This is a genomic window from Flavobacterium sp. 38-13, assembly GCF_001899155.1.
GTDB lineage: Bacteria > Bacteroidota > Bacteroidia > Flavobacteriales > Flavobacteriaceae > Flavobacterium > Flavobacterium lindanitolerans.
Genome location: NZ_MKVG01000019.1, coordinates 111,963 through 135,894 on the forward strand (window position 1 = coordinate 111,963; position 23,932 = coordinate 135,894).

Consider the following 23,932-nt stretch of genomic DNA (forward strand, 5'->3'; position numbering starts at 1 on the left):
AAAGGCTTATTTTAGCGATTCTTAATCGTAATTTTTCCAAAAGAAAAAATGTCAGCCAAAAAAGCACCTAAAATAAAAGTATTTTTCAGAAACATTTTCCGGCAAATCGAAACCTTGTTTTTTTTGTTCAAGAATTTCCTTTCTGAAAGGCATTTTATTTATTTATCCTGTGTTATCGTAGGGATTTCCTGTGCTTTTGCCGTAATTGTGCTGAAAGGTTTTGCGCACTCCGTTTTTGTATTTGCCACCTATGTGAACGGCTATTTAAAACTGCCTTACATCAATAGTATCCTTCCCATCATAGGAATCCTGCTAACGGTTTTTGTCGTCAAAAACGTATTGGATGGAAGTTTAGAAAAGGGAAGTTCCAGAATATTGTATGCTGTTGCAAAAAAGGGCGGAATACTGCCCAAAAAGCAAATGTATGCGCAGATAATCACCAGTTCCTTAACGGTAGGTTTGGGTGGTTCTGCAGGATTAGAGTCACCAATTACAATTACCGGAGCTGCTTTTGGTTCTAACTTTGCCCAAAAATACAGACTCTCGCAAAAAGACAGGATTCTATTGCTTGCCTGTGGTGTGGCTTCCGGTATTGCGGCTGCCTTTAACGCTCCTATTGCCGGAGTATTATTTGCTATTGAGGTCGTATTGACCGATGTGGCCATTACGGCTTTTATTCCGATTATGATTTCTGCAGCCACAGGAGCTTTGGTTTCAACCATCGTTTTAAACGAAGACGTACTTTTGTCTTTCAAGCAGCAACAGACATTTGATTATCATAACATTCCCTTTTATGTCCTTTTGGGAATTCTGGCGGGATTGGTTTCTGTTTACCATGCCCGAAAGTTTCAAAAAATAGAAGGCTTTTTTAAGAAAATCAAAAACGGCGCTTATAAAAAGGCATTGTTTGGTGCTTCCATACTGGCGGTACTTATTTTCTTTTTCCCGACACTTTTTGGTGAGGGTTATGAAAGCATCAAGACCTTATCTAATGCTAATCCGCAAATGCTTTTAGAAAACACCTTACTTGACGAATACAAGAGTAATGAATGGATTTTACTGCTGTTTGTAGGTATCACGATGTTATTGAAAGTGTATGCCACAGGACTTACTTTAGGCAGTGGCGGTAACGGAGGCAACTTTGCTCCTTCCCTTTTTGTAGGTTCTTATTTAGGATTTTTCGTAGCCAAGTTTTTCAACATTCTGGGAATTGGAAAAGAACTTCCGGTTGGAAACTTTACAATCGTAGGAATGGCGGGAATATTGAGCGGCCTGTTCCATGCGCCACTAACAGCTATCTTCCTTATTGGTGAAATTACCGGAGGCTATAACCTGATGGTACCCTTAATGATTGTATCGTCTATAAGTTTTGCCGTTTCCAAACGATTCGAAACGCATTCAATGGATGTCAAGCATCTGGCGGACAAAGGCGACGTATTTACGAGCGATAAAGACAAAAATATTCTTTCTAACATTGATATTTTAAGCCATATCAATTCAGAATACAAAACCGTTAGTCCGGAAGACAAACTGGAAAGCCTCGTAGAATATCTTGCCAATTCCAGACAGGAAGTTTTTCCGGTGGTAAATGCCAAAAATGAACTCATTGGAATTATTGACTTTGAAGACCTGAAACCCATCGTTTTCAATTCTTTCCGGTTAAAATACACTACCATTCCTGAAGTCATGAAACCACCTTTGGATGTGATTTCTTATGAAGATGGAATGGAAGTCGTCATGGAAAAATTTGAAAATGCCCATCTGGAACAGCTTCCCGTTACTAAAAACGGTAAGTATTTCGGATTCATTTCTAAAGTTCATGTGCTTGAAACCTATAGAAAGAAATTAAAAGAAATGGTCATCGAATAAAACGCAGAGAAAGGTTTAATCGCTAAACATACATTCTTCTATAATCCAAAAACTTTAAACTAAAAGCTTTATCCTTTTTTAGAGACCATTTTGCTTTTAATAAATTTTAATTGACTATCGGGAACTTTATACCAAAAAAAGCCACTAGAGATAGTGGCTTTTTTATTTATGTAAACTTAACAAATAAAAATATCATATGCCAGTAATGAGAGATATTTATACTAAAAAGGATATGAGAAGATATATTGAGAGTATAAATAAGCTATCTAACAAAATCAATTATATACATAATGAGCTGCATTTAGAGAAGAATAATGAGCGTAAGAAGAAATTGATGAAAGAGCTTGAAATATTAAAACTTCAAAAGGAGATTGCAGTGATAAGAAAGAAAATAAAAGAACTCGAAATGAGATAATTTTGAGACAGGAAATAATCAACACCTAAAATTTATCTTTTTTGCCCTTCTAAATATTTATGAAAGTTTAGTATTTCTCGTTCTATGCTTGTTAAATCTGCTTGTTGATAATATTTTCCTTCTTTTGAGGGGAATTTAAACTCAATCAGTTCTCGTGTCAAAAGCAATATGCTTCCTAAAGCATTTTTTTGGTTATTATTTAGCCTTCGTATATAGATATTTTCTTTATTCAAAGTAAAATCTTTTTCAATTATAATATCGTACATAAAAATCCCTTCATAGGTGTGATAAGGAATTGCGATAAATCTTTTTGTTTTGTCAGTAGTATCATCTACAATTACTTCCCCTCTTGCAAAATCAAAATTTTTAACCTTTTTAGTTTTTAACTTATTATTGATGGGGTATAAAGTATGAATAATTTTTGTTTCCGTATAAAGCAGCAATTTGTATTTTTCGGTAACATTGCTTATTGTGCAAAAACCTTCATATACGTCAAAAGGGCTGTTTGTACGATTATTTTCAAGTTTATTGTCAGGTTTAAATACTTGGTCAGCAACATCAGCAAAATATAGAGGGGGGATTTCTTTTGGAAATAGACTTGGCTTTTCGATTACAAATTTTGTGTTTTCATCTCGCCAATAAACATTGGGATTATAAGAGTTATGCCTTAATTTTATGTGTTCATATCCTGTATACTTTTGACCTCTAATGAGAATTAACCCATTAGTGTCGGTAATTCTCAAAATTGTGAGTGGTGAAGGATTACTATTTGCAAAGGTTCTCAAACCAGAATATTTACCTAAAATATTTGTTCGAGCATCTTCAAGGATTGAATTAATTTCTTCCCAAGTTAACAATATTTCATCTTTTGACATATCTGAGAAGGTAATTATTTTTGAAGATACTTATTTTCGCTCAGATTTTAATCTTTCAATTTCAGCTTCAAGCATTTTGATGTATTTCTCTCTATAATCATCAGTATAGAAGTGCATATTTTCAGCTTTGGCTCCTAATCCTTGAACTAGATTGTTATGTGATACATTGAAGATTTGAGTAGCATCAAAATTCAAAATCTGAGATATGTCAATATTCAGAATCTGTGCTATTTGTTGGATTCGAGAAATCGTAAGGTCAATCTCTCCTCTTTCTATTTTAGAATAGCCGCTAACGCTCATTTCAAGGTCAGCTGCCATTTGCTCACGTGTAATATTCTTTAATTCACGGAACTTCTTAATGTTATCTCCTATATCCATACCGCTAAAGTAGCAAATTAATCTTTTCAGTTGCAAATAAACACTCGAATTTAATGTTTAACTGTATTTAATCCAGTTTTTTTGAAGTGTTTAATCTACTAATATTTACATAATGAAAAAGTAATACTCAGATTCAATTTTTCTTCCTAACACTGTAAAAACATTCAACAAACTTTAAAAATTAAAAATAATGATTCCAATACTATTGCTCTTAGTCGCAGTCTTAATCTCAATTTTCATAGCCAAATTTCTAGGGCATAGAAAAAAAGAATATCAATCTTTACGTTTAATGCAGAACTTCTATCTATATATGGGCGGAATAATCATCTTTATAACCATAGCATATAGTATGGTTATTGCTTATATTCTCATTAGCGATGATTTGGATTTGAGAGGGTTTGTGGCAAGATTTAGAGAAAGAGATTATAACATCTTTGATTTAATCAAAACTCTTTCAATTGGCTTGTGTATGGGTATTTTCCTTATTGGAATGTCACAACTCGTAGAGATACTATTAGATATAAAATCAACTTTGAATAAGAACAATTCAAAATCTAATTATACCACTGATAATTAGTAGCTACATTCAGAGTTCTGTCAAATAAATCCATTTCGTTATATCTTCTATTGAATTTGAAACAGAATTCGTTAAGATAGTTTTGTATATAGCCTCTACCTATAGAATGGTGGATTCCTAAAAGATTTCTTTTTGCATTAGATATTGTCTTATGTACCCAAGGCAAAACTGTATGAGCATCTATGTGCGTCATTTTTACACATTGATGACCTTTAACTATAGCACGGAGCTTACTGTAATGATTAGCTCCATCTGTAGTTATTTCCGCATTTTCACACACAATATTTTTTCTTACTTCTGGTAAAATTGTTTCAGCTTTATTGTCTTCGACACGAATCATTTTTATGAATCTAACAGCTCTTTTTGGCTTATGTATATTGTTATGATTGAAATTAGGTATTGATTCTGCCATAACCAAAACTGTAGCTGTGCGAGGACTTCCTTTACCAGGCTTCATTCTTTTCTTTAACCTAGGCAGTCTCTTACCTTTGTAATCTCTTCTTATATCTTCTGGTGTTGTAATAAAGAAGCCCTCATCCATTTCAATGGTATTTTCTAATCTATATTCTGCATCACGTTGTCCCATAACTCTACGGATTTTATGCATCATTAACCAAATAGGCTCATAAAACTTGTGTTCAATCTGTCTTTGGATTTCTAGGGCAGAAAAGGATTTCTTTGTGCTGCTTACAAGCATAAAAGCCATATACCAATGTTGATATGGTAACTTGCTATTTTCCATTACAGTACCACTTTTAAGAGAGGTTCTGAATCCACAGCTTTTACATTTGTAGTATGAGATTGTAGAGAGCCAATAATGCTCTTTTCCTTGGCATTTTTTACAAGTTACGCCAGATTTATCTCTATAGGCTTTGAAGTGTTGTTTACAAGCTTCTTCATTAGGGAATCGTTGGAAAAATTGTTTAAAGGTCATCTTGTTTATTATTTGGGTTATATTCGGTGTTTTTGGCGTGTTTTATAAGTATATCTTCCATTAGGTTTTTAAGGCTTCTATTTTCTTTTTCTGCTTGTTTTTGAAGCAAATCTATTATGTCTTGTGTTAGGTGTACCTCACGTCTAGTTTTATTTTTAGCTATTGTCATTTTATGTGAATTAATTAAGTTACGTTAAAGATACGTAACTTTTTAAAATAAACAAATTTTTTCATAATATTTTAACAAATGTGGTTTCTCGTAAATTATATATCAATGAATTTGTTAATTTTGAAAAAGTAAACAAATAATGCTAAAAAAATTATGAAATTAATAGATATACCATATTATGTAAAATTCATTTTTAGTTGTGATTCCAATGACGAATGTTTCTCAACTACTGATAGTGAAATGATGAAATTTATTGTCAATGCGTCCAATAAAGAATCTATTTCCAGATTAGAGATAGGTCAAAAAATTCAATTTGAACCAATAGCAAGAAATCCAAAGGTTTATGAAATAACCAATATTACAATTAGGCATCTATTTGATGATACTGACTCACATAAGTATGGTTTCGATTCGGAAGATTGTGAATATAATCAAGGAGAAAATAAGGAATGGTTATTTAGTATTTTAATTAAAACAGAAATTAAATAAATTATGAACTTTTATCAATTAACTATTTTACATAAAGATTCATTGCATATCTCTACAATACAGAGGTTTGCGCATACATATGGAGCCGTTTATTCAGCACCCACAAATAACAAAGATGGAATAACATTTGAGTTTGAGTTTCCGACCTATAACCAGATGAAAGATTTTATAGCTGCGCTTGACACTTTAAATCCAAGGCTTTTTTCAAAATGATAAATTTACAATTAGTGAAGAACAGCAAAAGAGATGCTGAATTAGTTATTAATGGAATAATCGTATTAATAATGGTGGCTAGCTACTTAAATAAAACTTATAAAATAGTTAAACGCTAAAATTCTATTTACTTTAATTGGTTTCATAACTATTTATAAAGAAAATAGTTATGAAACCAATTTTTAATATCTTTACTATTCTAAACCAATTTTTAATTGATATGATACTTAGAATAGCACAAAATATAGAAGACAGATTTATTCAGACATACCACGTAAACTATCAATTTCAAACATCTGATACCATACATAGTTTTGAGATGCCTATCATTCTCGAAGTAAGAGATGAAAATGAAATGAAGATTATTCATTCAAGAATAATTAATGAAATTACCTGTCCTGGCAAATTTATTATGGATTCAGTTGAAAAACCTATATTAATCGATGAGGATAAAAAAAATCTTTTATTAAGACAAAATGCAATTTTAGATAATTCTGAAATAAAAGCTGAATTCAAATTTACTATAAGTGATGAGAATATAAGTCTGAATAAGGATGTATCACCAGTAAAATTGAATATTAAATTGATTTCAACTAAAAAGCCGAAAGATGTTTATGGTAAAAAGATTTATGCTATATCAGATATCAGTCATTTATTCAAATTTACCATTCCAACAGAACTTAAATAAAGTAAAGCCCTTGTTTAAGGGCTTTACTTTTATATTGATTGTTTGGTATAAAGTCACCGATAGTCAATAAATTTTATTGACTATCGGGAACTTTATACCAAAAAAAAGCACTAGAGATAGTGGCTTTTTTATTTATGTAAACTTAACAAATAAAAATATCATATGCCAGTAATGAGAGATATTTATACTAAAAAGGATATGAGAAGATATTGACAGTATAAATAAGCTATCTAATAAAATTCATCCTAAAGGAATGTTCAGATACTGAAAGAAAAGATATTGAACAGTATATTGAAAAAAATATTAAAGACAAAAAGTTTAAATATGTTACTACAAAATATATAAATTAAAAATCTTGCTTTAATACATTTCATATAGCTATTTATAAGAGAAATAATTACTGTTGAGAATATATAATTTATAGATAATTCTGATTGAGAAAATAAACAAGAATACAATAGAGAAACTTTTTATAATCTAGCTATAGAAATTAATGATGAATAACCTATTGAACTATAAGATAATAATATAGGAAATTCTTTATAGAGATTTGTTATTAGTTAACTTTGTATCATTATGAGCAAAAACAAAAATACTTCAGCAATAATTGCATCTGCTAAAAAATTCGCAGATGACAAAAAGGCTATACGTGCTTATATTAAAGGAGAGCTTACTTTAAAAGATTTGAATGAAAGAGGAATTAAACTTGCAATGCCCTTATAAGGTAACAATTGATTCCGAAAGCTTTACTTACTCCTTTACAACAAAAAACGGTATTGAGTACAATATTATTTTTTCCGACTCTATGAGTTATTTTTCCGACACATCTACTGTAAAAAAATTATCAAAAATATACAGTATAACTATTGATAAAGTTTCAGATGAAAAACCACAGTTAGATACTGATGTAGAGCTAACAATAGATGCGGTAATAACTCATTTTTTTAAAGACATCGAAAAATCAATTGTTTATTATTGCTATACTGCTGACCATAAGGAACGCTCAAGAGCTAGAAAATTTAATGCTTGGTATACCAACAGCCCTTTCAATATTAATACCACCAAAATAGACAATACTATAGAAGTACCAGATGATGAATATCATCATTTTACAAGTATAATCTATCACAAAGACAATCCTTTTTCGAGTGACTTAACTGTGGCTTATTATGAAATGGTTGATGGTCTTACCAAACCTCCTAAAGAAGAAATATAAGCTAAATAGCTCTTGAAATATCACCTCCTTCTTTAGGGAGGTTTTTATTTTCTATATATTTGATAAATCTTAAATAAGAAAGAAATATGTCTGGATTTATAAAAGTAATAGACAAAATGAATAGAGTACAATATTTAAATGTTAATTACATAGTAAAAATTACTCCTCTGGGAGAAGAGCGTATAGCCAAGGCAATAATCTTTACTACGTCAGAAACAATTGAGGTCTTACATACAGTTGAGGAGATTTTAGATATAATTAATTTATCAAAAAACTAACTTACTACAAAAAGATATAGTTCAATAATTTTTTGGTATAAAGTCACCGATAGTCAATAAATTTTAAGTTTTGGACCTCAGTCTTTAACTAAAAATAAATTACAAAAACGTACCTTTGCGTTTTGCAAAAAATGCTATGCTAGACACTGAAAATACGATTGAAGTTTTGGGCGCCCGCGTCCACAATCTGAAAAATATTGACGTTACGATTCCTCGTGAAAAACTGGTAGTAATTACCGGGCTTTCAGGTTCGGGAAAATCGTCTTTGGCCTTCGATACAATTTATGCCGAAGGACAACGTCGCTATATTGAAACCTTTTCTGCTTATGCAAGACAGTTTCTTGGCGGTTTGGAACGCCCGGATGTAGATAAAATCGACGGACTTTCGCCTGTAATTGCCATCGAGCAGAAAACCACCAGCAAAAGCCCGCGTTCTACTGTAGGAACCATTACGGAAATTTACGATTTCCTGCGTTTGTTATATGCCAGAGCCGGTGACGCTTACAGCTATGTAACCGGAGAAAAAATGGTAAGCTATAGTGACGAACAAATCAAGGAACTTATTTTCGAACAGTTCAAAGGACGACGAATCAATATCCTGGCTCCTATAATCCGTTCCAGAAAAGGACACTACCGTGAATTATTTGAACAGATTACCAAACAGGGATTCCTGAAAGTCCGCATCAACGGCGAAATCAAAGATATTACTGCCGGAATGAAGCTCGACCGTTACAAAACACACGATATTGAAACGGTTATCGACAGGATGCTCATCGAAAATACACCGGAAAATGACAAGCGCCTGACCGAAAGCATTAAGACAGCCATGTATCATGGTGATGATATTCTGATGATTATTGACCAGGATAGTCAGGAAATACGCTATTTCAGCCGAAACCTGATGTGTCCTACTTCAGGTATCTCCTATCCGAATCCGGAACCGAATAATTTTTCGTTCAACTCACCAAAAGGGGCTTGCGACCATTGCAATGGCCTGGGAACCGTGAACGAAATCAATATGAAAAAAATCATTCCGAATCCGAAACTTTCCATCAAACAAGGCGGTTTTGCTCCTTTAGGAGAATACAAAAGTTCCTGGATTTTCAAACAATTGGAAATCATTGGAGAGAAATTCGGTTTTAAACTGACCGACCCGATTGAAAAAATCTCCGATGAAGCCATGGAAATTATCATGCATGGTGGCAAAGAGAAATTTGAGGTTTCTTCTAAAACACTGGGAGTTACAAAAGATTATAAGATTGACTTTGAAGGAATTTCCAATTTTATAAAGAACCAATTCGACGAAAGCGGCTCTACAACCATCAGACGCTGGGCAAAAGAATTCATGGATGAAGTTAAATGTCCGGTTTGCGAAGGTTCCCGTCTGAAAAAAGAATCCTTATATTTCAAAGTAAACGGAAAAAATATTGCAGAATTAACCGATATGGATATTTCTGACCTGGCGGTTTGGTTTAAGCAACTGGATAACGACCTAACAGAAAAACAAAAGAAAATTGCTTCTGAAGTCGTGAAGGAAATCAAATCCAGATTGAGCTTTTTAGTGAATGTCGGATTAAATTATCTTGCCCTTAGCCGAAGCTCCAAATCGCTTTCCGGTGGAGAAGCCCAACGAATCCGTCTGGCTACCCAAATTGGTTCACAACTGGTTGGCGTACTTTATATCCTGGATGAACCAAGCATTGGATTGCACCAAAGAGACAACGAAAAGCTAATCCATTCCTTAGAACAATTGCGTGACATCGGAAATTCAGTTGTTGTTGTAGAGCATGATAAAGACATGATTGAAAGAGCGGATTATGTTATTGACATAGGTCCAAAAGCAGGACGTTTTGGCGGACAGATAATCAGCAAAGGAACACCCAAGGAACTTTTAAAAGAACATACTCTTACAGCTTCCTATCTGAATGGTAAGATGGAAATTGCCGTTCCGAAAAAGCGACGCGAAGGCAACGGAAAATTCCTTAAACTCACTGGAGCAACCGGAAACAACCTGAAAAATGTTTCGATTGAGCTGCCTTTGGGCAAGCTGATATGCGTAACCGGAGTTTCCGGAAGTGGAAAATCAACACTCATTAACGAAACGCTTTATCCAATTCTGAACGCCCATTTCTTTAATGGTGTCAAAAAACCTCAGCCTTACAAAAAGATTGAAGGATTGGAAAATATTGACAAGATTATTGATATTGACCAGTCGCCTATTGGAAGAACACCACGTTCCAATCCGGCAACCTATACCGAAGTTTTTTCGGAAATCAGAAGCCTATTTACACAAACACCCGAAGCCATGATACGCGGTTACAAACCGGGACGTTTCAGCTTTAACGTTTCTGGCGGAAGATGCGAAACCTGCGAGGGTTCCGGAGTACGAACTATTGAAATGAGCTTCCTGCCAGATGTGTATGTAGAATGTGAAACCTGTCAGGGAAAACGCTTTAACCGTGAAACTTTAGAAATACGCTACAAAGGAAAATCCATTTCTGACGTATTGAACATGACGGTTGATGAAGGTGTGGAATTTTTTGAAAATATCCCGAAAATCTACCGAAAAGTCAAAGCCTTGCAAGATGTCGGTTTAGGATATATTACACTCGGACAGCAAAGCACAACGCTTTCCGGTGGTGAAGCCCAACGAATAAAACTGGCCGGCGAATTGTCTAAAAAAGATACCGGAAATACATTTTACATTCTGGACGAACCTACAACCGGATTGCATTTTGAGGACATCCGCGTTTTGATGGAAGTAATTGACAAACTGGTCAACAAAGGAAATACCGTCCTAATTATTGAACATAACATGGACGTTATCAAATTAGCCGACTATATTATCGATATCGGACCTGAAGGAGGAAAAGGCGGCGGACAGCTGATTGCCAAAGGAACGCCGGAAGAAGTTGCCAAAAATAAAAACAGCTACACCGCGCAATTCCTCAAAAAAGAGCTATCTTAGCAGGCTGATTAATTTTTAAGAAAGATGAAAAAAGAGACATTCGAAAACGAAGACGACAAAATACAAGAAGTATTTAAACAAAAAACCTGGAACGAAATACGAAGCAATGACTCCTGGGCAATTTTCAAGATTATGTCCGAGTTTGTTAACGGCTACGAAAATATGGGAAGAATAGGCCCTTGCGTTTCGATTTTTGGTTCAGCAAGAACTAAGCCCGAAGATAAATATTACCTGCTTGCAGAAAAAATTGCTTATAAAATAAGTAAAGCCGGATATGGTGTCATTACCGGCGGTGGTCCCGGAATTATGGAAGCCGGAAACAAAGGCGCCCACCTCGGAGGCGGAACTTCTGTAGGTTTGAACATTGAACTGCCTTTTGAACAGCACTTCAATCCTTATATCGATAAAGACAAAAACCTGAACTTTGACTATTTCTTTGTTCGCAAGGTAATGTTCGTGAAATACTCCCAGGGTTTCGTGGTTATGCCGGGTGGTTTTGGAACTCTGGATGAGCTTTTTGAAGCGATAACGTTGATTCAGACCAAAAAAATAGGGAAATTCCCAATCATTCTGGTAGGAAGAGATTTCTGGGCCGGACTGATTGAATGGGTAAAAACCGTACTGATTGAAAAATACAGCAATGTAAGTCCTGGCGATATGGACCTTATTAAAATTGTAGACAACGAAGACGAAGTACTGGATGTACTGGATAACTTCTATAAAAAATACAATTTAAGTCCAAACTTTTAATTCAGGAATTACCCATCGCACAATAAAGAGCATCCTCAAACAAGGGTGCTTTTTTGTTTTTGCATCTTTAAGCCAATCTTAAGCAACCTTTATTAGGAAATGTATCTAATTATAAGTAAACTTGCTATAATTAAAATCATCATTTGAAGACTTTCGCCAAAATTGCTATTGCCTGCCTGTCTTTATTTTTTTCCACCAGGGGAAATGCACAACATCATTCAAAAGTGAATGTTGAAATCAACAGCGAAGAAAAGTCAGCTTATGTCCAGCAGGAAATTACTTTTTACAACCAAACCGGCGATACGTTAACTTCAATTGTAGTAAACGACTGGAATCAGGCTTATTCAGATAAAAACACGCCTTTAGCCAAACGTTTTTCTGATGAATTTGTACGCAGCTTCCACCTAGCCCATGATGAAGACAGAGGAAAAACAGAAAACATAACCATTATTGACCAGGAAAATCTGTTTTTGAAGTGGCACCGATTTGAAAAGCACCCTGACGTGATTGAAATCAATCTTCGTGAAAAATTAGCTCCAAACGAAAGAATAATACTAAAACTGACCTATCAGGTTAAATTCCCTAACGACCGTTTTACAAAATACGGATGGAACGACAAAGGCGAATTTAACCTTAAAAACTGGTGCCTTGCTCCTGCCCGCTATGAAAACCATCGCTTTATCATATACAGCAATAACAATCTTGACGATATCACCAATGCTGCAACTGATTTTGACGTAACCTTAAAACTGCCATCGGGACTGATAGCGACTTCGGACCTCGACGAAGTAAACCACATAAAAGACAGTTCATTTTCAACTTATGAACTGACGGGAAAAAACCGTCTGGACTTTAATCTGTTTGTAGAGCCAAAGACGACATTCTACAGTTACAAAAACAATAATGTTACGGTAGAAACCAATTTGAAGGAAAACAGGCTGAACGATATACAGAAAGCTATTGTAATTGACAGAATCGTGAACTTTGTCCATGAAAATATTGGAAGCTATCCATTTGAAAAAATAACGGTTTCCCAAACCGACTATGAGAGAAACCCTTTTTATGGACTCAACCAGCTTCCTTCCTTTATAAGTCCGTTTCCGGATGAGTTTATGTTTGAGATAAAATTCTTAAAGACTTACCTCAACAATTTTCTAAAAACCAGCCTGCATCTGAATGCCAGAGACGACAACTGGATTTATGACGGCATACAGATTTATACCATGATGAAATACATTGACGAAAATCACCCCAACAGCAAAATGATGGGTAACCTTTCGCAATGGTGGCTTTTGCGTGGCTATAATCTCACCACTATTGACTTTAATGAGCAGTACAGCTATTTCTATATGCTCATGGCCCGAAAAAACCTCGACCAGCCCTTAGGCGACCCAAAAAACACTTTTATTAAGTTTAACGAGCAGATTGCAAGCAAATACAGAGCCGGACTCAGCCTTAAATATTTAGACAATTATCTTGGAAATGATATCGTAGAAAACAGTATCAAAGAATTTTACAACCTCAACAGTGAGCATATCACTTCCCGTACTGATTTTGAAAACATTCTCAAGTCTAACGCCAACCAAAATATCGACTGGTTTTTCAATACCATTATCGATTCCAGAGACATTGTAGATTATAGATTTACGGGTGTTTCAAAAACAAAAGACAGCGTGACATTTACGGTACGGAACAAGACAAAAACCGTTGTTCCTATTCCTGTTTACGGAATTAAAAAAAATGAAGTCGTTTTTAAAAAATGGCTCAATAATATCAAAACCGACAGTACTTTTACCGTTCCGCGAAATGATGCCGATAAAATCGTATTAAATTATAAAAACGAGGTTCCGGAATACAATCTCCGCAATAACTGGAAATCTTTAAAAGGTTTCTTTTCTCAGAACCGGCCAATCAAGTTCAATTTCATGAAAGACCTTGAAGACCCGTATTACAACCAGATACTTTACATACCTACAATAAGTTATAACCTTTATGACGGGCTTTCGCCTGGTATTCGTTTCAACAATAAGACCATACTCGACAAACCGTTTATTTATGAAATCAATCCTATTTACTCTCCTAATACACAAACACTGACAGGTTCGTTTTCATTTCTGGTAAACCAACACAATCGCAATACCAACAGTCCTTTTAATGTCCGTTATCAGTTAAGTGGCTCCTATTTCCATTATGCGCCCGATGCAGCCTACACCAAATTAACACCAACGGTGACCATGCTTTTCCGTGAAAACAATTTCAGGGATAACAGAAAACAGGGTATCCAATTTCGGGAAGTGCTTGTAAACAGGGACAAATCGGCTTATAGTGTAGAAAGAACTGAAAATTACTCTGTCTTTAATGCCAAATACTACAATATAAAAACAGAAGTAACCAACCATTTTAATTTTTTGACCGACCTGCAGCTTTCAGGAAAATTTGGTAAACTTTCAACTGAAATCGAATACCGCAGGCTGTTTGAGGACAACAGACAACTGAATCTTCGATTCTATGCCGGAACTTTCCTCTATAATAAAACCAATACGGATTATTTCAGTTTTGCACTTGACCGCCCAACCGACTATTTATTTGATTACAACTATTACGGACGTTCCGAAAGTACCGGATTTTTTAGTCAGCAATTGATTCTTGCAGAAGGTGGTTTTAAATCAAAACTTGATACTCCTTTTGCCAATCATTGGATGGCAACCCTAAATGGTAGTTTCAATATCTGGCAATGGATTGAAATCTACGGAGATGCCGGATTCGTCAAAAACAGGCACAATGACCCTAATTTTGTGTATGACAGTGGTATCCGACTCAATCTCGTTACCGATTATTTTGAACTTTATTTCCCTGTGTACTCCAGCAACGGATGGGAAGTAGGACAACCTCATTACAATGAAAAGGTACGCTTTATCATTACCTTCAGTCCAAGAACATTAATTAATCTCTTTACCAGAAAATGGTTTTAAATCCTCAATTTCGATACAAGAATATTGAGAATCAATTATTTCGTCTTAAAATTGCATAAAAAATAATTTTAAAGAGGTTTTCCTGATTATTTTCTATCCAAAACAGCATTTCAAACAACTTGACTGAAAATATCAAAATTAATTCTCTCTTGTTTTATAAGCAGAAATGATTAAATTTGTTTTCTATTCAAGAAATTCCATTTTATGACACAGATAGCTTCCAAAAAAGAACTTTCGTTTGAAGATTTCAAAACTGAAGTATTGAATGACTATAGAATTGCCGTTATCAGCAGGGAATGTAGCCTGTTAGGACGTCGTGAAGTTTTGACCGGAAAAGCCAAATTCGGGATTTTTGGTGACGGAAAAGAAGTGCCGCAGCTGGCTATGGCCAAGGCTTTCAAGAATGGAGATTTCCGTTCCGGCTACTATCGCGACCAGACTTTTATGATGGCTATTGGGCAAATGACAATACAACAGTTTTTTGCCGGACTTTATGGCCATGCCGATATTGACCATGACCCGATGTCTGCCGGACGTCAAATGGGTGGGCACTTCGCGACACACAGTTTGAATGAAGACGGTTCGTGGAAGAATCTTACCTTACAGAAAAACTCAAGTGCCGACATCTCTCCTACTGCCGGGCAGATGCCTCGATTGTTAGGATTGGCACAGGCTTCTAAAATATACCGAAACGTTTCAGGAATCAACAACAAAACCAATTTCTCTATCAATGGTAATGAAATTGCCTGGGGAACGATTGGAAATGCAAGTACATCCGAAGGTTTGTTTTTTGAAACCATCAATGCTGCCGGAGTTTTACAGGTTCCGATGGTAATGAGCGTTTGGGATGACGAATACGGAATTTCTGTACATGCCAAATACCAGACTACAAAAGAAAACATCTCTGAAATTCTGAAAGGCTTCCAAAGAGACAATGAAAATAAAGGTTATGAAATCATCCGCGTAAAAGGATGGGATTATCCGGCTTTGGTCACTGCTTACGAACAGGCAGCACAAATTGCAAGAGAAGAACATGTTCCTGTGCTCATCCACGTTCAGGAATTGACTCAACCGCAAGGTCACTCAACTTCAGGTTCGCACGAACGCTATAAAAATGCAGACCGTTTGGCATGGGAAGCTGATTACGATTGCATCCGCCAGATGAAATTATGGATGATTGCTATTAATATTGCAACTCAGGAAGAATTAGACGAGATTGACAATGCCGTTAAAAAAGAGGTTCTTGAAGGCAAAAAAGCGGCATGGAGCGCTTTTGTAGACCCGATAAAAACAGAACAGAAGGAATTGGTTGCTCTATTAGAAAACATTGCAGCTTCAAGCGAGAACAAGGTTTTTATCCAAAAGTTCTCTTCTGATTTAGCAGGTATTAAAGAACCAATCCGTAAAGATATTATCGTAACAGCGCGAAAAGTGTTACGTCTAATTGCTAAAGAAAACGGTAAAAACCAGTTAGCACAATGGATTACAGCTTATATTGAAAAAATACAGCCAAAATTCAGTTCTAACCTGTTCTCAGAATCAACACAAAATGTTCTTTCTGTAGAGGAAGTACGCCCTCAATATGCAGAAAATGCGGAAGAAGTAGATGGAAGAATTATCATCCGTGACAACTTTGATGCTATTTTCAGCAAATATCCTGAAACTCTTGTTTTTGGTGAAGATGCCGGTAATATTGGTGACGTGAACCAGGGTCTGGAAGGAATGCAGGAAAAATATGGCGAGCTGCGTGTAGCCGATGCCGGTATTCGTGAAGCTACAATCTTAGGACAGGGAATTGGGATGGCGATGAGAGGATTACGTCCTATTGCCGAAATCCAATACCTGGATTACCTGTTGTATGCTATCCAGATTATGAGCGACGATTTGGCTACTTTACAGTACAGAACCAAAGGAAAACAGAAAGCACCGCTAATCATCAGAACCAGAGGACACCGTTTGGAAGGTATCTGGCACTCCGGCTCTCCAATGGGAATGATTATCAATGCTATTCGAGGAATACACGTTTTGGTTCCCAGAAGCATGACCAAAGCTGCCGGATTCTATAATACATTATTAGAAACGGACGAGCCTGCATTAGTTGTGGAATGCCTAAACGGCTACCGACTAAAAGAAGCCATGCCTGTAAATATGGGTGAATTCAAAACACCAATTGGTGTTGTGGAAACACTTAAAGAAGGAAAAGATATTACTTTGGTTTCTTACGGTTCAACATTGCGATTGGTTGAGCAAGCTGCAAAAGAACTTCTGGAAATTGGTATTGATGCTGAAATCATTGACGTACAGTCATTATTGCCTTTTGACATTAACCATGATATTGTAAAATCACTGGCTAAAACTAACCGATTACTGGTTATTGACGAAGATGTCCCGGGTGGAGCTTCAGCTTATATCCTGCAACAGATTCTTGACGAACAGAACGGTTACAAATACCTGGACAGCAAACCGGAAACACTGGCTGCAAAAGCACACCGTCCGGCTTACGGAACCGATGGAGATTATTTTTCTAAGCCATCTGTTGAAGATATTTATGAAAAAGTATATGCTATTATGAATGAGGTGAATCCTGAGAAGTTTCCTAATTTGTATTAATCGTATTTTTGATATTAAAAAATCCAGCTTTAGGCTGGATTTTTTAATTGAATTTTATTACTCTGAAAATTTATATTGATGGATTTTCTTGTTTTTTTATCTCTTCTAAAATTCTATCTATTACTTCTTGTGTTGTAAAATATAGATAAGTATGATTTTTTATATCTAATTTTTCACTCCAATCCTGTTTTAGAATTTTTACCATTTCTGGCACTTTATTTTTAAATTTTAATCTTACTATGCCTCCATAGCCTTTTGGTATAAGACCAATATTATCACTCTTCTTTAAAGATACAAAATCAATTTCAGCAACTACCTTCTGATATTTTTTTGGATCTTTTATATCAAACATGACGTTATATTGTTCTCCTTTTAAAATATCATTATAATTACTTACATTTTCGACATAAACATATTCATCCTTATTAACACTTTGTAATTGATGCAATAAAATATCTTTATCGGAAAGCATTGATTGTGCTCCTAAATAAGAAAATTCATTAAACAGACCCTCTTTTTTTAATTCCGCAAAAATTTCTCCTATTGTTTTCATGATTATTTTAATTTAATTACTTCTTTATAAAATTCTAATGCTTGTTTGGGCGTTAATTTTTCAGTATTTTCCATCAAATATAATCCATTATTAGGATCATTGACATAAATAGATTTTGGAATATCAACTTTATATAATTCATTTATCAACTTTCTTGCATCTTCAATAGGTATTTCTATTTTAACAAAACTAGACAATTCTTTAGGATTAGTTTTTACAATTATCTCTAATTCTTTACTAAATCTAAAATTAGGAGCTTGTAAATGTATGTTTTTCAAATCTTTGGATAAAAAAAACTGCAAAATTCCTTTTTGTCCAGATTCAGTTGCCGATTCAATTCCAAAAATAACAGCACGAATAGGATCTGTAGAAGTTGAAGTTCCATAAGCAACTGTATTCGCATTCCCTGAGAACAACAGTCCCTCAGCATTTCTCGTTGTACCTCTGAACAATACTTCGATACCTACTTTATCCAAATCAGTTGCTAAAACATTTTCATCGATTGCATTTAGGAAATCAATAAGTTCATCAACTCTAGTTATTTTTTTTCCTTTAAAGAAATTTGATAACCTTAAGAGTGTACTACCTCTTAATGCCGTTATTTCAGGCAATAACCCTCCTGCAATGTTATTTAAAATATTAGTTCTTTCATTATCAATTTTTTCATTTGTGAAATATTCCGCTACAAAAACTGGTACATAGATAGTATTTTTATCAACCATTATCTTCATTGGTTTATATGCATATACTAATTCTTGAGGTCCAATTTCTCTCTTTTGGTCTGGGGAAACAGATGTTCCAGTTTTATATCCAAAAATCGCTGTACCAATTTTGTATTGCTTTTTCAGCTTATCATAATACGCAAAACCAGTATAAGTAATATGAGAATCACTTAAGTTTCTTTCCTCCTTTTCAAACATCTCCTTATACTCTAAATCAAAATTCCATGCTTTTGCAAGTTCTTCATCAGACCAATTTTTCAGGCCTATCTTACTTAAAGAAAGTATTAATTGGTCAATGTATTTTAAGCTAAACTTTTCAAAAAGCAATCGTATTGTCTCAGGATCCTTATTAACCTGTTCAAAAAACCATTTTGCATTTTTAATATTATTTATAATGTTAAGAATTGCAATGTTTTCATTTGTTCCCCAATTGTCAATACCTTTTTTGGAGAGTAATACCAAATCCTTATACAAAAGCTCATCCTTTCTTTCTTTTAAAACAAAATCTGGAACGTTTTCATATAGAAAATCCAAAATTTCACTTTCATCTTTTGCTTCAAGAAAAGCATTATTAAACTTTTCTAAAACATTTTTTTGCGAAACCAATTGAAGGGCTTTACCCAAATAGGAAAGTAGTTCCTGAAATTCATTCCCTTTAGCAAGACTTAGAATAATAGCTAATTTGTTTTCATCTTTGGAATCTTTATACTTTCTAAATGGATAGCATAGTATATATTGTATTTTTTGCTTATTAATATCAATATTAAATCTAAAATAAGGATCAGCTTGAAAATCTATCTCTCCATTTAAAGTATTTAATTGGGCTTGAATAGCAATATTTTTTTCATTAAGAAGAAAATATTGCATATCAGTTGCTAACATTACTTCAAAATCAGAAAATTCGTATTTTAATGTATTTTTTTTATCGGTATATAACTTAATGATTTTCATTAACTTACCAATATTCACATCCATTGATACTAACTTACCATCATTATTATAAAAAACACTCCCTTCTCCAAAAGGACTTTTCTTAGAATATTCATTTGAACGTTCTTCAAAACTTTTATTTTTAATTACCGACTGAAAACTGCTGTTTTGCCTATTCTCCATAACTTGTTCAAAATCCAGCATCTTCAATCCTACCAATTGATTTTGACTTTCTTCATCAAAATCTTCAATTATATTTGTTGCCATATCTTTTATTATAAAATAAGGGAAGAAGAGTTGCCTTCTTCCCTTGTGGTTAAGATTAAAAATTCATGGATTCCTTAAGGGTTTCAATAGTAATCTGTGAGATGGTCTGGCTTGGCTCAGAATTAGTCTTCAGTTTTAAATATCCATCTTCGATAGCTATTTTTCCTATCATTTTTGAGGCTATTTCCTCAACTTGTTCCGCTAAATTTTCATCTTCTCCACTAAGCAACGAATCACTGACATAGAAATTTTCAGATTGCGGTACTGATGTCGGATCTTCAAAATCAGACAAGTCTTCATCAAATGGCAATGCTTTGTCGACTTTTAATCCAATGCTGTCTGCCTGAAGGATAGTCAGGGAAGTCGGGATTCTTGTCGCCCATGCTTTTCCTTCTTTTTGTCCTTCCGGCTGACGCAATTCGTCAACGATAGACATAAACAATTTGTCCTCAATTACCGGAACTTCGCCTCCGTTCCAAATTTGGCCTGTCTGCATATAATAACTTACAGCTTCTTCAAATCCTGGTTTAACAGTTACGATGACTCTTGCCATACCTGCCTGTATAAAGCTTCGGAACAATGGGTCGTTGTTTTCGTGTTGGTAGAGTTTATTCCAGCTTTGTCTTGCTCCCCAGTAATATGGATAGAAATTATATGACATGATGTCCCATTCAAATGCCTGTTCGATGAATTTCACGAAAGCTGTATAGTCATCAAGATTGGCATCTACCTGTATTTCATGATTGCCAAAGTTTTTTACAACTCCTGCGCCAAGCGGTTTGCTCATATCTTTGCCATATGTTCTTTTTGCAGTAGCATTCTGATCAATAATATAAGAGATACAATTTTTACGCAGTATCAGGTTCTCAATCTGACGATAAAAACCACTATTCGCTTCTTTGATCGTTACTTCTTTTGCCTTTTCTTCCGCTAACTTTTGCTCATATTCTGCAACAGCATCTTCATAAGCATCAATAATTGCCTTAAAAGTTTCTTTTTGCCATCTGTCTTTTACTTCGTTAGTAAGCTTGCATTCAACCGAAGCGTTCAGATTTCCATGTAAGAAGTTGGACATAGTATAAGAAACGGGCACATTTTTCACATAACCTACCAAATCAAATGTTTCATTAAGGTCAATCGAACCATCCTGACCTGGCAATAGCTTATTTACTTTTCCAAGTGAAGCATGCATTCCTGAATATACTTGTCTGTCATTATCTTTTGTCGCAGTAAAATTTAAAGTTCCGCGAGTTGTGATATATCCTTCAGGAATCTCAATCTTTCCAGATCCTGCAGCACCTTCATGTCGAGATGATGTAACCCCATCAAAAGTAACTCCAAATGAAGCACCACAATGAATTACCTCTTCAGGTTTGTCAGGTATTTCAACATTGTATTTTCCTGCCCAATATCTGACCGTATTATCGTTTACCGAAGCATAGTTCTCTAAGTTGAATTTAACGGCTGCGTTTGTTGGATCCTTATAGGTTCTTGGATCGACCGGTTCTACTAATTTTGTTATTGCTTGATTTTCTGCCATACCCAAAAAATGTAGTTTTGCAGGTTCAGGAATCATAAATTCAAACATAAGGCGCTTGCCATAGTTAACAACCTGGTTCTTGAATACCTTGTCTACCCAACGATAAACGCCCACAACATGGTTGTCGCCTTTTGTATTGTCAAAACCATGTTTGTTATTTTCTTCAAATTCATCAATGATTTTTTCAATACGTTCTTCCTTGACTTTTGCAACGATTCGCTCCATCGCACGCTCCGTAATTTCTTTAGCCTGGGTCACAGCCTGACGTGTACTTTCCTCTTTAGATGAATGTGTAGCCATATTGACATTACCACCAATATTATACTTACCTAAATCAGCATTAAAAAAAGTTCCAGCAGTAAAATCTTTATTATCCTGAATAATTTTGGCAACTTCATTCTGCATTTCATGGCGTGTAGTACTTGTAGTATCTGTCAACTGCTCTCTTTCACTTTCAGACGAAGTTGTAGTTGTGTTTTCACTTCTACGTAGCCTACGGGTGGCTTTTTCTTTATATTCGCGCGCCATGACGTTTTCTATCGCCGCTACTTCACCTTCGACATAACCCTGGATACTTTGCTCTACTTTTTTATAATCGGCAATCCCTAGCTGTCTTACACCAAACCCGGAAGGAATAAACGTTCCTTCAGAACCTGTTTGAGGTACAGATGGTATTGTTGGTATCTCAGGTACTTCTTGTTTGGGATCAGCAATAGTTACCATACTTCTCCTAGATACACAATTAAGCGATTGGAAGAAATTAACAGTGAGTGATTTTTTAGCACCATTTGAAAAAGCAATCTCCACAGTCAATGTTTTCAGGGTCGAATAAAACTCGTCTTCTGTCAATCCATTAGTATGAAGATTCGGTAACGTCACTTTATTTCCTGTCCAACTTTGTGTAAAGTCAGTTCCATATGTTTTTACTCCAGATAAGCTCTCTGTTATAGTGGTAACCCCAATTATTTGCCAAGACAAATCCGGTGTCGAAAAAGAAAGATCAAAATTCACATACGTTCCTGCAAGAGTAGGACTCTTATAACTTTTTGGGCAAATCTGGTAGGCAAACGGCGCTGCTAAGATTTCTAGTGTTCCTGTAGCTGGAATTAATACGCCACCTATACTAATAGAAGTATTGCCTTGTCCCGGTGTATTGCCAATAATGACACCTGTATTATGATTAATACCATCATCAATCAAAAGGTTGAGTCCTTCGAAAGAAGGCATAACAGGATCAAGAGAAAAGTTTTCAATTATACCTGATCTTGATGCAATTTCTGTTTCAATTTCCAATAATTCCAAAAGTGTTTCATAAGAAGGAGCTGATAATACGCTCTGAAAATAAGCTAAATCCAGCTGATCCTTGAATCTAAATTCAAATTTTGGCAACTCTGGCTTTGGAACACTAACCGGATTGTCACACGGATCATTAGGATTGTATGGCACTTGAGGATCCCTTACAGTGCACCAATTTTGTCTTTCCGCCTCTAGAGCAGCTTCGTAAGTAGCCAAAATAGGCTTTATGTCTTCTTCATATTGCTCTAAAGCAAGATCATAAGCAATCTTATAATCTCTATTATAAATTTTTTCAACTTTTTGCAGCTCTTTTTTAAGTTTTCTGTGTCTTTCAATATTTGCATTTGATTGAGAAATGGCCTGCACCCTTTTCATTTCCTCGCCTGGTAATGTGATAGTCTGTTCTTCCTCTTCTTCAACACTTCCAGCTGCTAATGGAGTATTCGGTAATGCAGGAACATCTTCTACAAAAAGTTTTTTAGGCAATACTACCTTAGCATTCATCAAATGTTTGACTAACTTAGTATTATTAGCATCGAAATTTTCTAAAACATGCACCGCAACTAAAAGTTGCATAAAAATTTCTTTTAAATAAAAATCTTTTTGGGTTATTACCTGATAGAAAAAATTGTCCCAAAGAACAGTTCTATCAACAGTATTCAAGACATTTCCTAAACCTGTAACTTTATTTGCCAATTCAGAAGCAGTATAAGAATATTTATTTCTTGTTATCCAAATTGCAAATTGCTGTAGATCGTGGTTAAAATAATCACTAATTCCTTCCTCTTTGACAGGATTAAAAGTTTCTGAAAAATTTTTCATGGCTGCCCATTTGCTAGTACCGATCGGTCTATTTGTCACAGCATTATCAAACCCAGATTCATTTGCTATTCGATAAACAAAACGTTTGTCCTTGTTAGTTTCTTCTGGCAATTCCGGCGAACGCATCGTTACAAATCGGAAAAGCGTGTTTTTAATTTCTGTACTCATTTTTTTTCGTGTTTAAATTATAAGATTAATTTCTTGCAATATTCGTGGCAAATAGAATTCTTTGGTATTGTTTTCCGGACAACAAGATTTTGAATGGCTATTATCGAATGATTACAATGCAAATGTATAAGAAATAAATCTTCTTTTCAAATAAAAATAAGATTATTTTCTAATTATTTATAATTCATTGATTACTAGCTTAATTATATAGTTTACTTATTTATAAGCTATCG

The 23,932-nt window shown here is 34.8% G+C and carries 18 protein-coding genes; 11 read left to right on the plus strand and 7 right to left on the minus strand.

What is annotated here, in order from left to right; translation table 11 throughout:
- Positions 1–48 precede the first annotated feature (48 nt).
- Positions 49–1,869, plus strand: a complete 1,821-nt coding sequence (locus BGO88_RS13785; RefSeq protein WP_286707247.1) for a chloride channel protein — start codon at positions 49–51, stop codon at positions 1,867–1,869.
- Positions 1,870–2,074: 205 nt separating this feature from the next.
- Positions 2,075–2,284: a hypothetical protein gene (locus tag BGO88_RS13790; RefSeq protein ID WP_286707248.1), complete on the plus strand. Its 210-nt coding sequence runs from the start codon at positions 2,075–2,077 to the stop codon at positions 2,282–2,284.
- A 32-nt stretch (positions 2,285–2,316) separates the two neighbouring features.
- On the opposite strand, the gene BGO88_RS13795 is transcribed toward BGO88_RS13790, so the two are convergent.
- The gene (locus tag BGO88_RS13795; protein ID WP_286707249.1) at positions 2,317–3,159 is read right to left on the minus strand and encodes a hypothetical protein; all 843 of its coding nucleotides are present in this window, start codon (positions 3,157–3,159) and stop codon (positions 2,317–2,319) included.
- 30 nt (positions 3,160–3,189) lie between these two features.
- On the minus strand, positions 3,190–3,537 hold the full coding sequence (locus BGO88_RS13800; RefSeq protein ID WP_286707250.1) for a helix-turn-helix domain-containing protein: 348 nt from the start codon (positions 3,535–3,537) through the stop codon (positions 3,190–3,192).
- Positions 3,538–3,727: 190 nt separating this feature from the next.
- Between BGO88_RS13800 and BGO88_RS13805 the strand changes: the two genes are divergently transcribed.
- Complete coding sequence (locus BGO88_RS13805; RefSeq protein WP_286707251.1) at positions 3,728–4,114, plus strand: hypothetical protein; 387 nt, start codon at positions 3,728–3,730, stop codon at positions 4,112–4,114.
- Here the strand turns inward: BGO88_RS13805 and BGO88_RS13810 are convergent.
- Both BGO88_RS13810 and BGO88_RS13815 read right to left on the minus strand, forming a co-directional pair.
- Positions 4,092–5,048 (minus strand): IS1595 family transposase, encoded by a 957-nt coding sequence (locus BGO88_RS13810; RefSeq protein ID WP_286707252.1) that lies wholly within the window; start codon positions 5,046–5,048, stop codon positions 4,092–4,094. The genes BGO88_RS13805 and BGO88_RS13810 overlap by 23 nt on opposite strands.
- Positions 5,038–5,217, minus strand: coding sequence for a hypothetical protein (locus BGO88_RS13815; RefSeq protein ID WP_286707253.1), 180 nt, complete (start codon positions 5,215–5,217; stop codon positions 5,038–5,040). Before BGO88_RS13815 ends, BGO88_RS13810 begins: the two co-directional genes overlap by 11 nt.
- Before the next feature lie 153 nt (positions 5,218–5,370).
- Between BGO88_RS13815 and BGO88_RS13820 the strand changes: the two genes are divergently transcribed.
- The 8 genes from BGO88_RS13820 (at position 5,371) to BGO88_RS13855 (ending at position 17,401) form a co-directional block, all read left to right on the plus strand.
- Positions 5,371–5,706 carry a hypothetical protein gene (locus BGO88_RS13820; RefSeq protein WP_286707254.1) on the plus strand — a complete coding sequence of 112 codons (336 nt, stop codon included), beginning with the start codon at positions 5,371–5,373 and terminating at the stop codon, positions 5,704–5,706.
- A gap of 382 nt (positions 5,707–6,088) precedes the next feature.
- The gene (locus BGO88_RS13825; protein ID WP_286707255.1) at positions 6,089–6,607 is read left to right on the plus strand and encodes a hypothetical protein; all 519 of its coding nucleotides are present in this window, start codon (positions 6,089–6,091) and stop codon (positions 6,605–6,607) included.
- Positions 6,608–7,183: 576 nt separating this feature from the next.
- Entirely contained in the window at positions 7,184–7,330 is a 147-nt protein-coding gene (locus BGO88_RS13830; RefSeq protein ID WP_286707256.1) for a hypothetical protein, read from the plus strand.
- On the plus strand, positions 7,296–7,823 hold the full coding sequence (locus BGO88_RS13835; protein ID WP_286707257.1) for a DUF6169 family protein: 528 nt from the start codon (positions 7,296–7,298) through the stop codon (positions 7,821–7,823). The genes BGO88_RS13830 and BGO88_RS13835 overlap by 35 nt, the downstream gene beginning before the upstream one ends.
- A 414-nt stretch (positions 7,824–8,237) precedes the next feature.
- A complete protein-coding gene (uvrA, locus tag BGO88_RS13840; RefSeq protein WP_286707258.1) occupies positions 8,238–11,069 on the plus strand; it encodes an excinuclease ABC subunit UvrA in 2,832 nt (943 codons plus the stop codon).
- A gap of 24 nt (positions 11,070–11,093) precedes the next feature.
- A complete protein-coding gene (locus BGO88_RS13845; RefSeq protein ID WP_056066262.1) occupies positions 11,094–11,819 on the plus strand; it encodes an LOG family protein in 726 nt (241 codons plus the stop codon).
- A gap of 224 nt (positions 11,820–12,043) precedes the next feature.
- The gene (locus BGO88_RS13850) at positions 12,044–14,791 is read left to right on the plus strand and encodes an aminopeptidase (protein WP_286707355.1); all 2,748 of its coding nucleotides are present in this window, start codon (positions 12,044–12,046) and stop codon (positions 14,789–14,791) included.
- Between the two features lie 204 nt (positions 14,792–14,995).
- Positions 14,996–17,401, plus strand: coding sequence for an alpha-ketoacid dehydrogenase subunit alpha/beta (locus BGO88_RS13855; RefSeq protein ID WP_286707259.1), 2,406 nt, complete (start codon positions 14,996–14,998; stop codon positions 17,399–17,401).
- Positions 17,402–17,471: 70 nt separating this feature from the next.
- Here BGO88_RS13855 and BGO88_RS13860 read toward each other — a convergent pair whose 3' ends face one another.
- Genes BGO88_RS13860 through BGO88_RS13870 form a run of 3 tightly spaced genes read right to left on the minus strand, consistent with a single transcriptional unit; the run spans position 17,472 to position 23,699 of the window.
- A complete protein-coding gene (locus BGO88_RS13860; protein WP_286707260.1) occupies positions 17,472–17,954 on the minus strand; it encodes a hypothetical protein in 483 nt (160 codons plus the stop codon).
- Between the two features lie 2 nt (positions 17,955–17,956).
- Entirely contained in the window at positions 17,957–19,873 is a 1,917-nt protein-coding gene (locus tag BGO88_RS13865) for a hypothetical protein (RefSeq protein WP_286707261.1), read from the minus strand.
- A gap of 55 nt (positions 19,874–19,928) precedes the next feature.
- Positions 19,929–23,699 carry a hypothetical protein gene (locus BGO88_RS13870; RefSeq protein ID WP_286707262.1) on the minus strand — a complete coding sequence of 1,257 codons (3,771 nt, stop codon included), beginning with the start codon at positions 23,697–23,699 and terminating at the stop codon, positions 19,929–19,931.
- Positions 23,700–23,932: the final 233 nt, after the last annotated feature.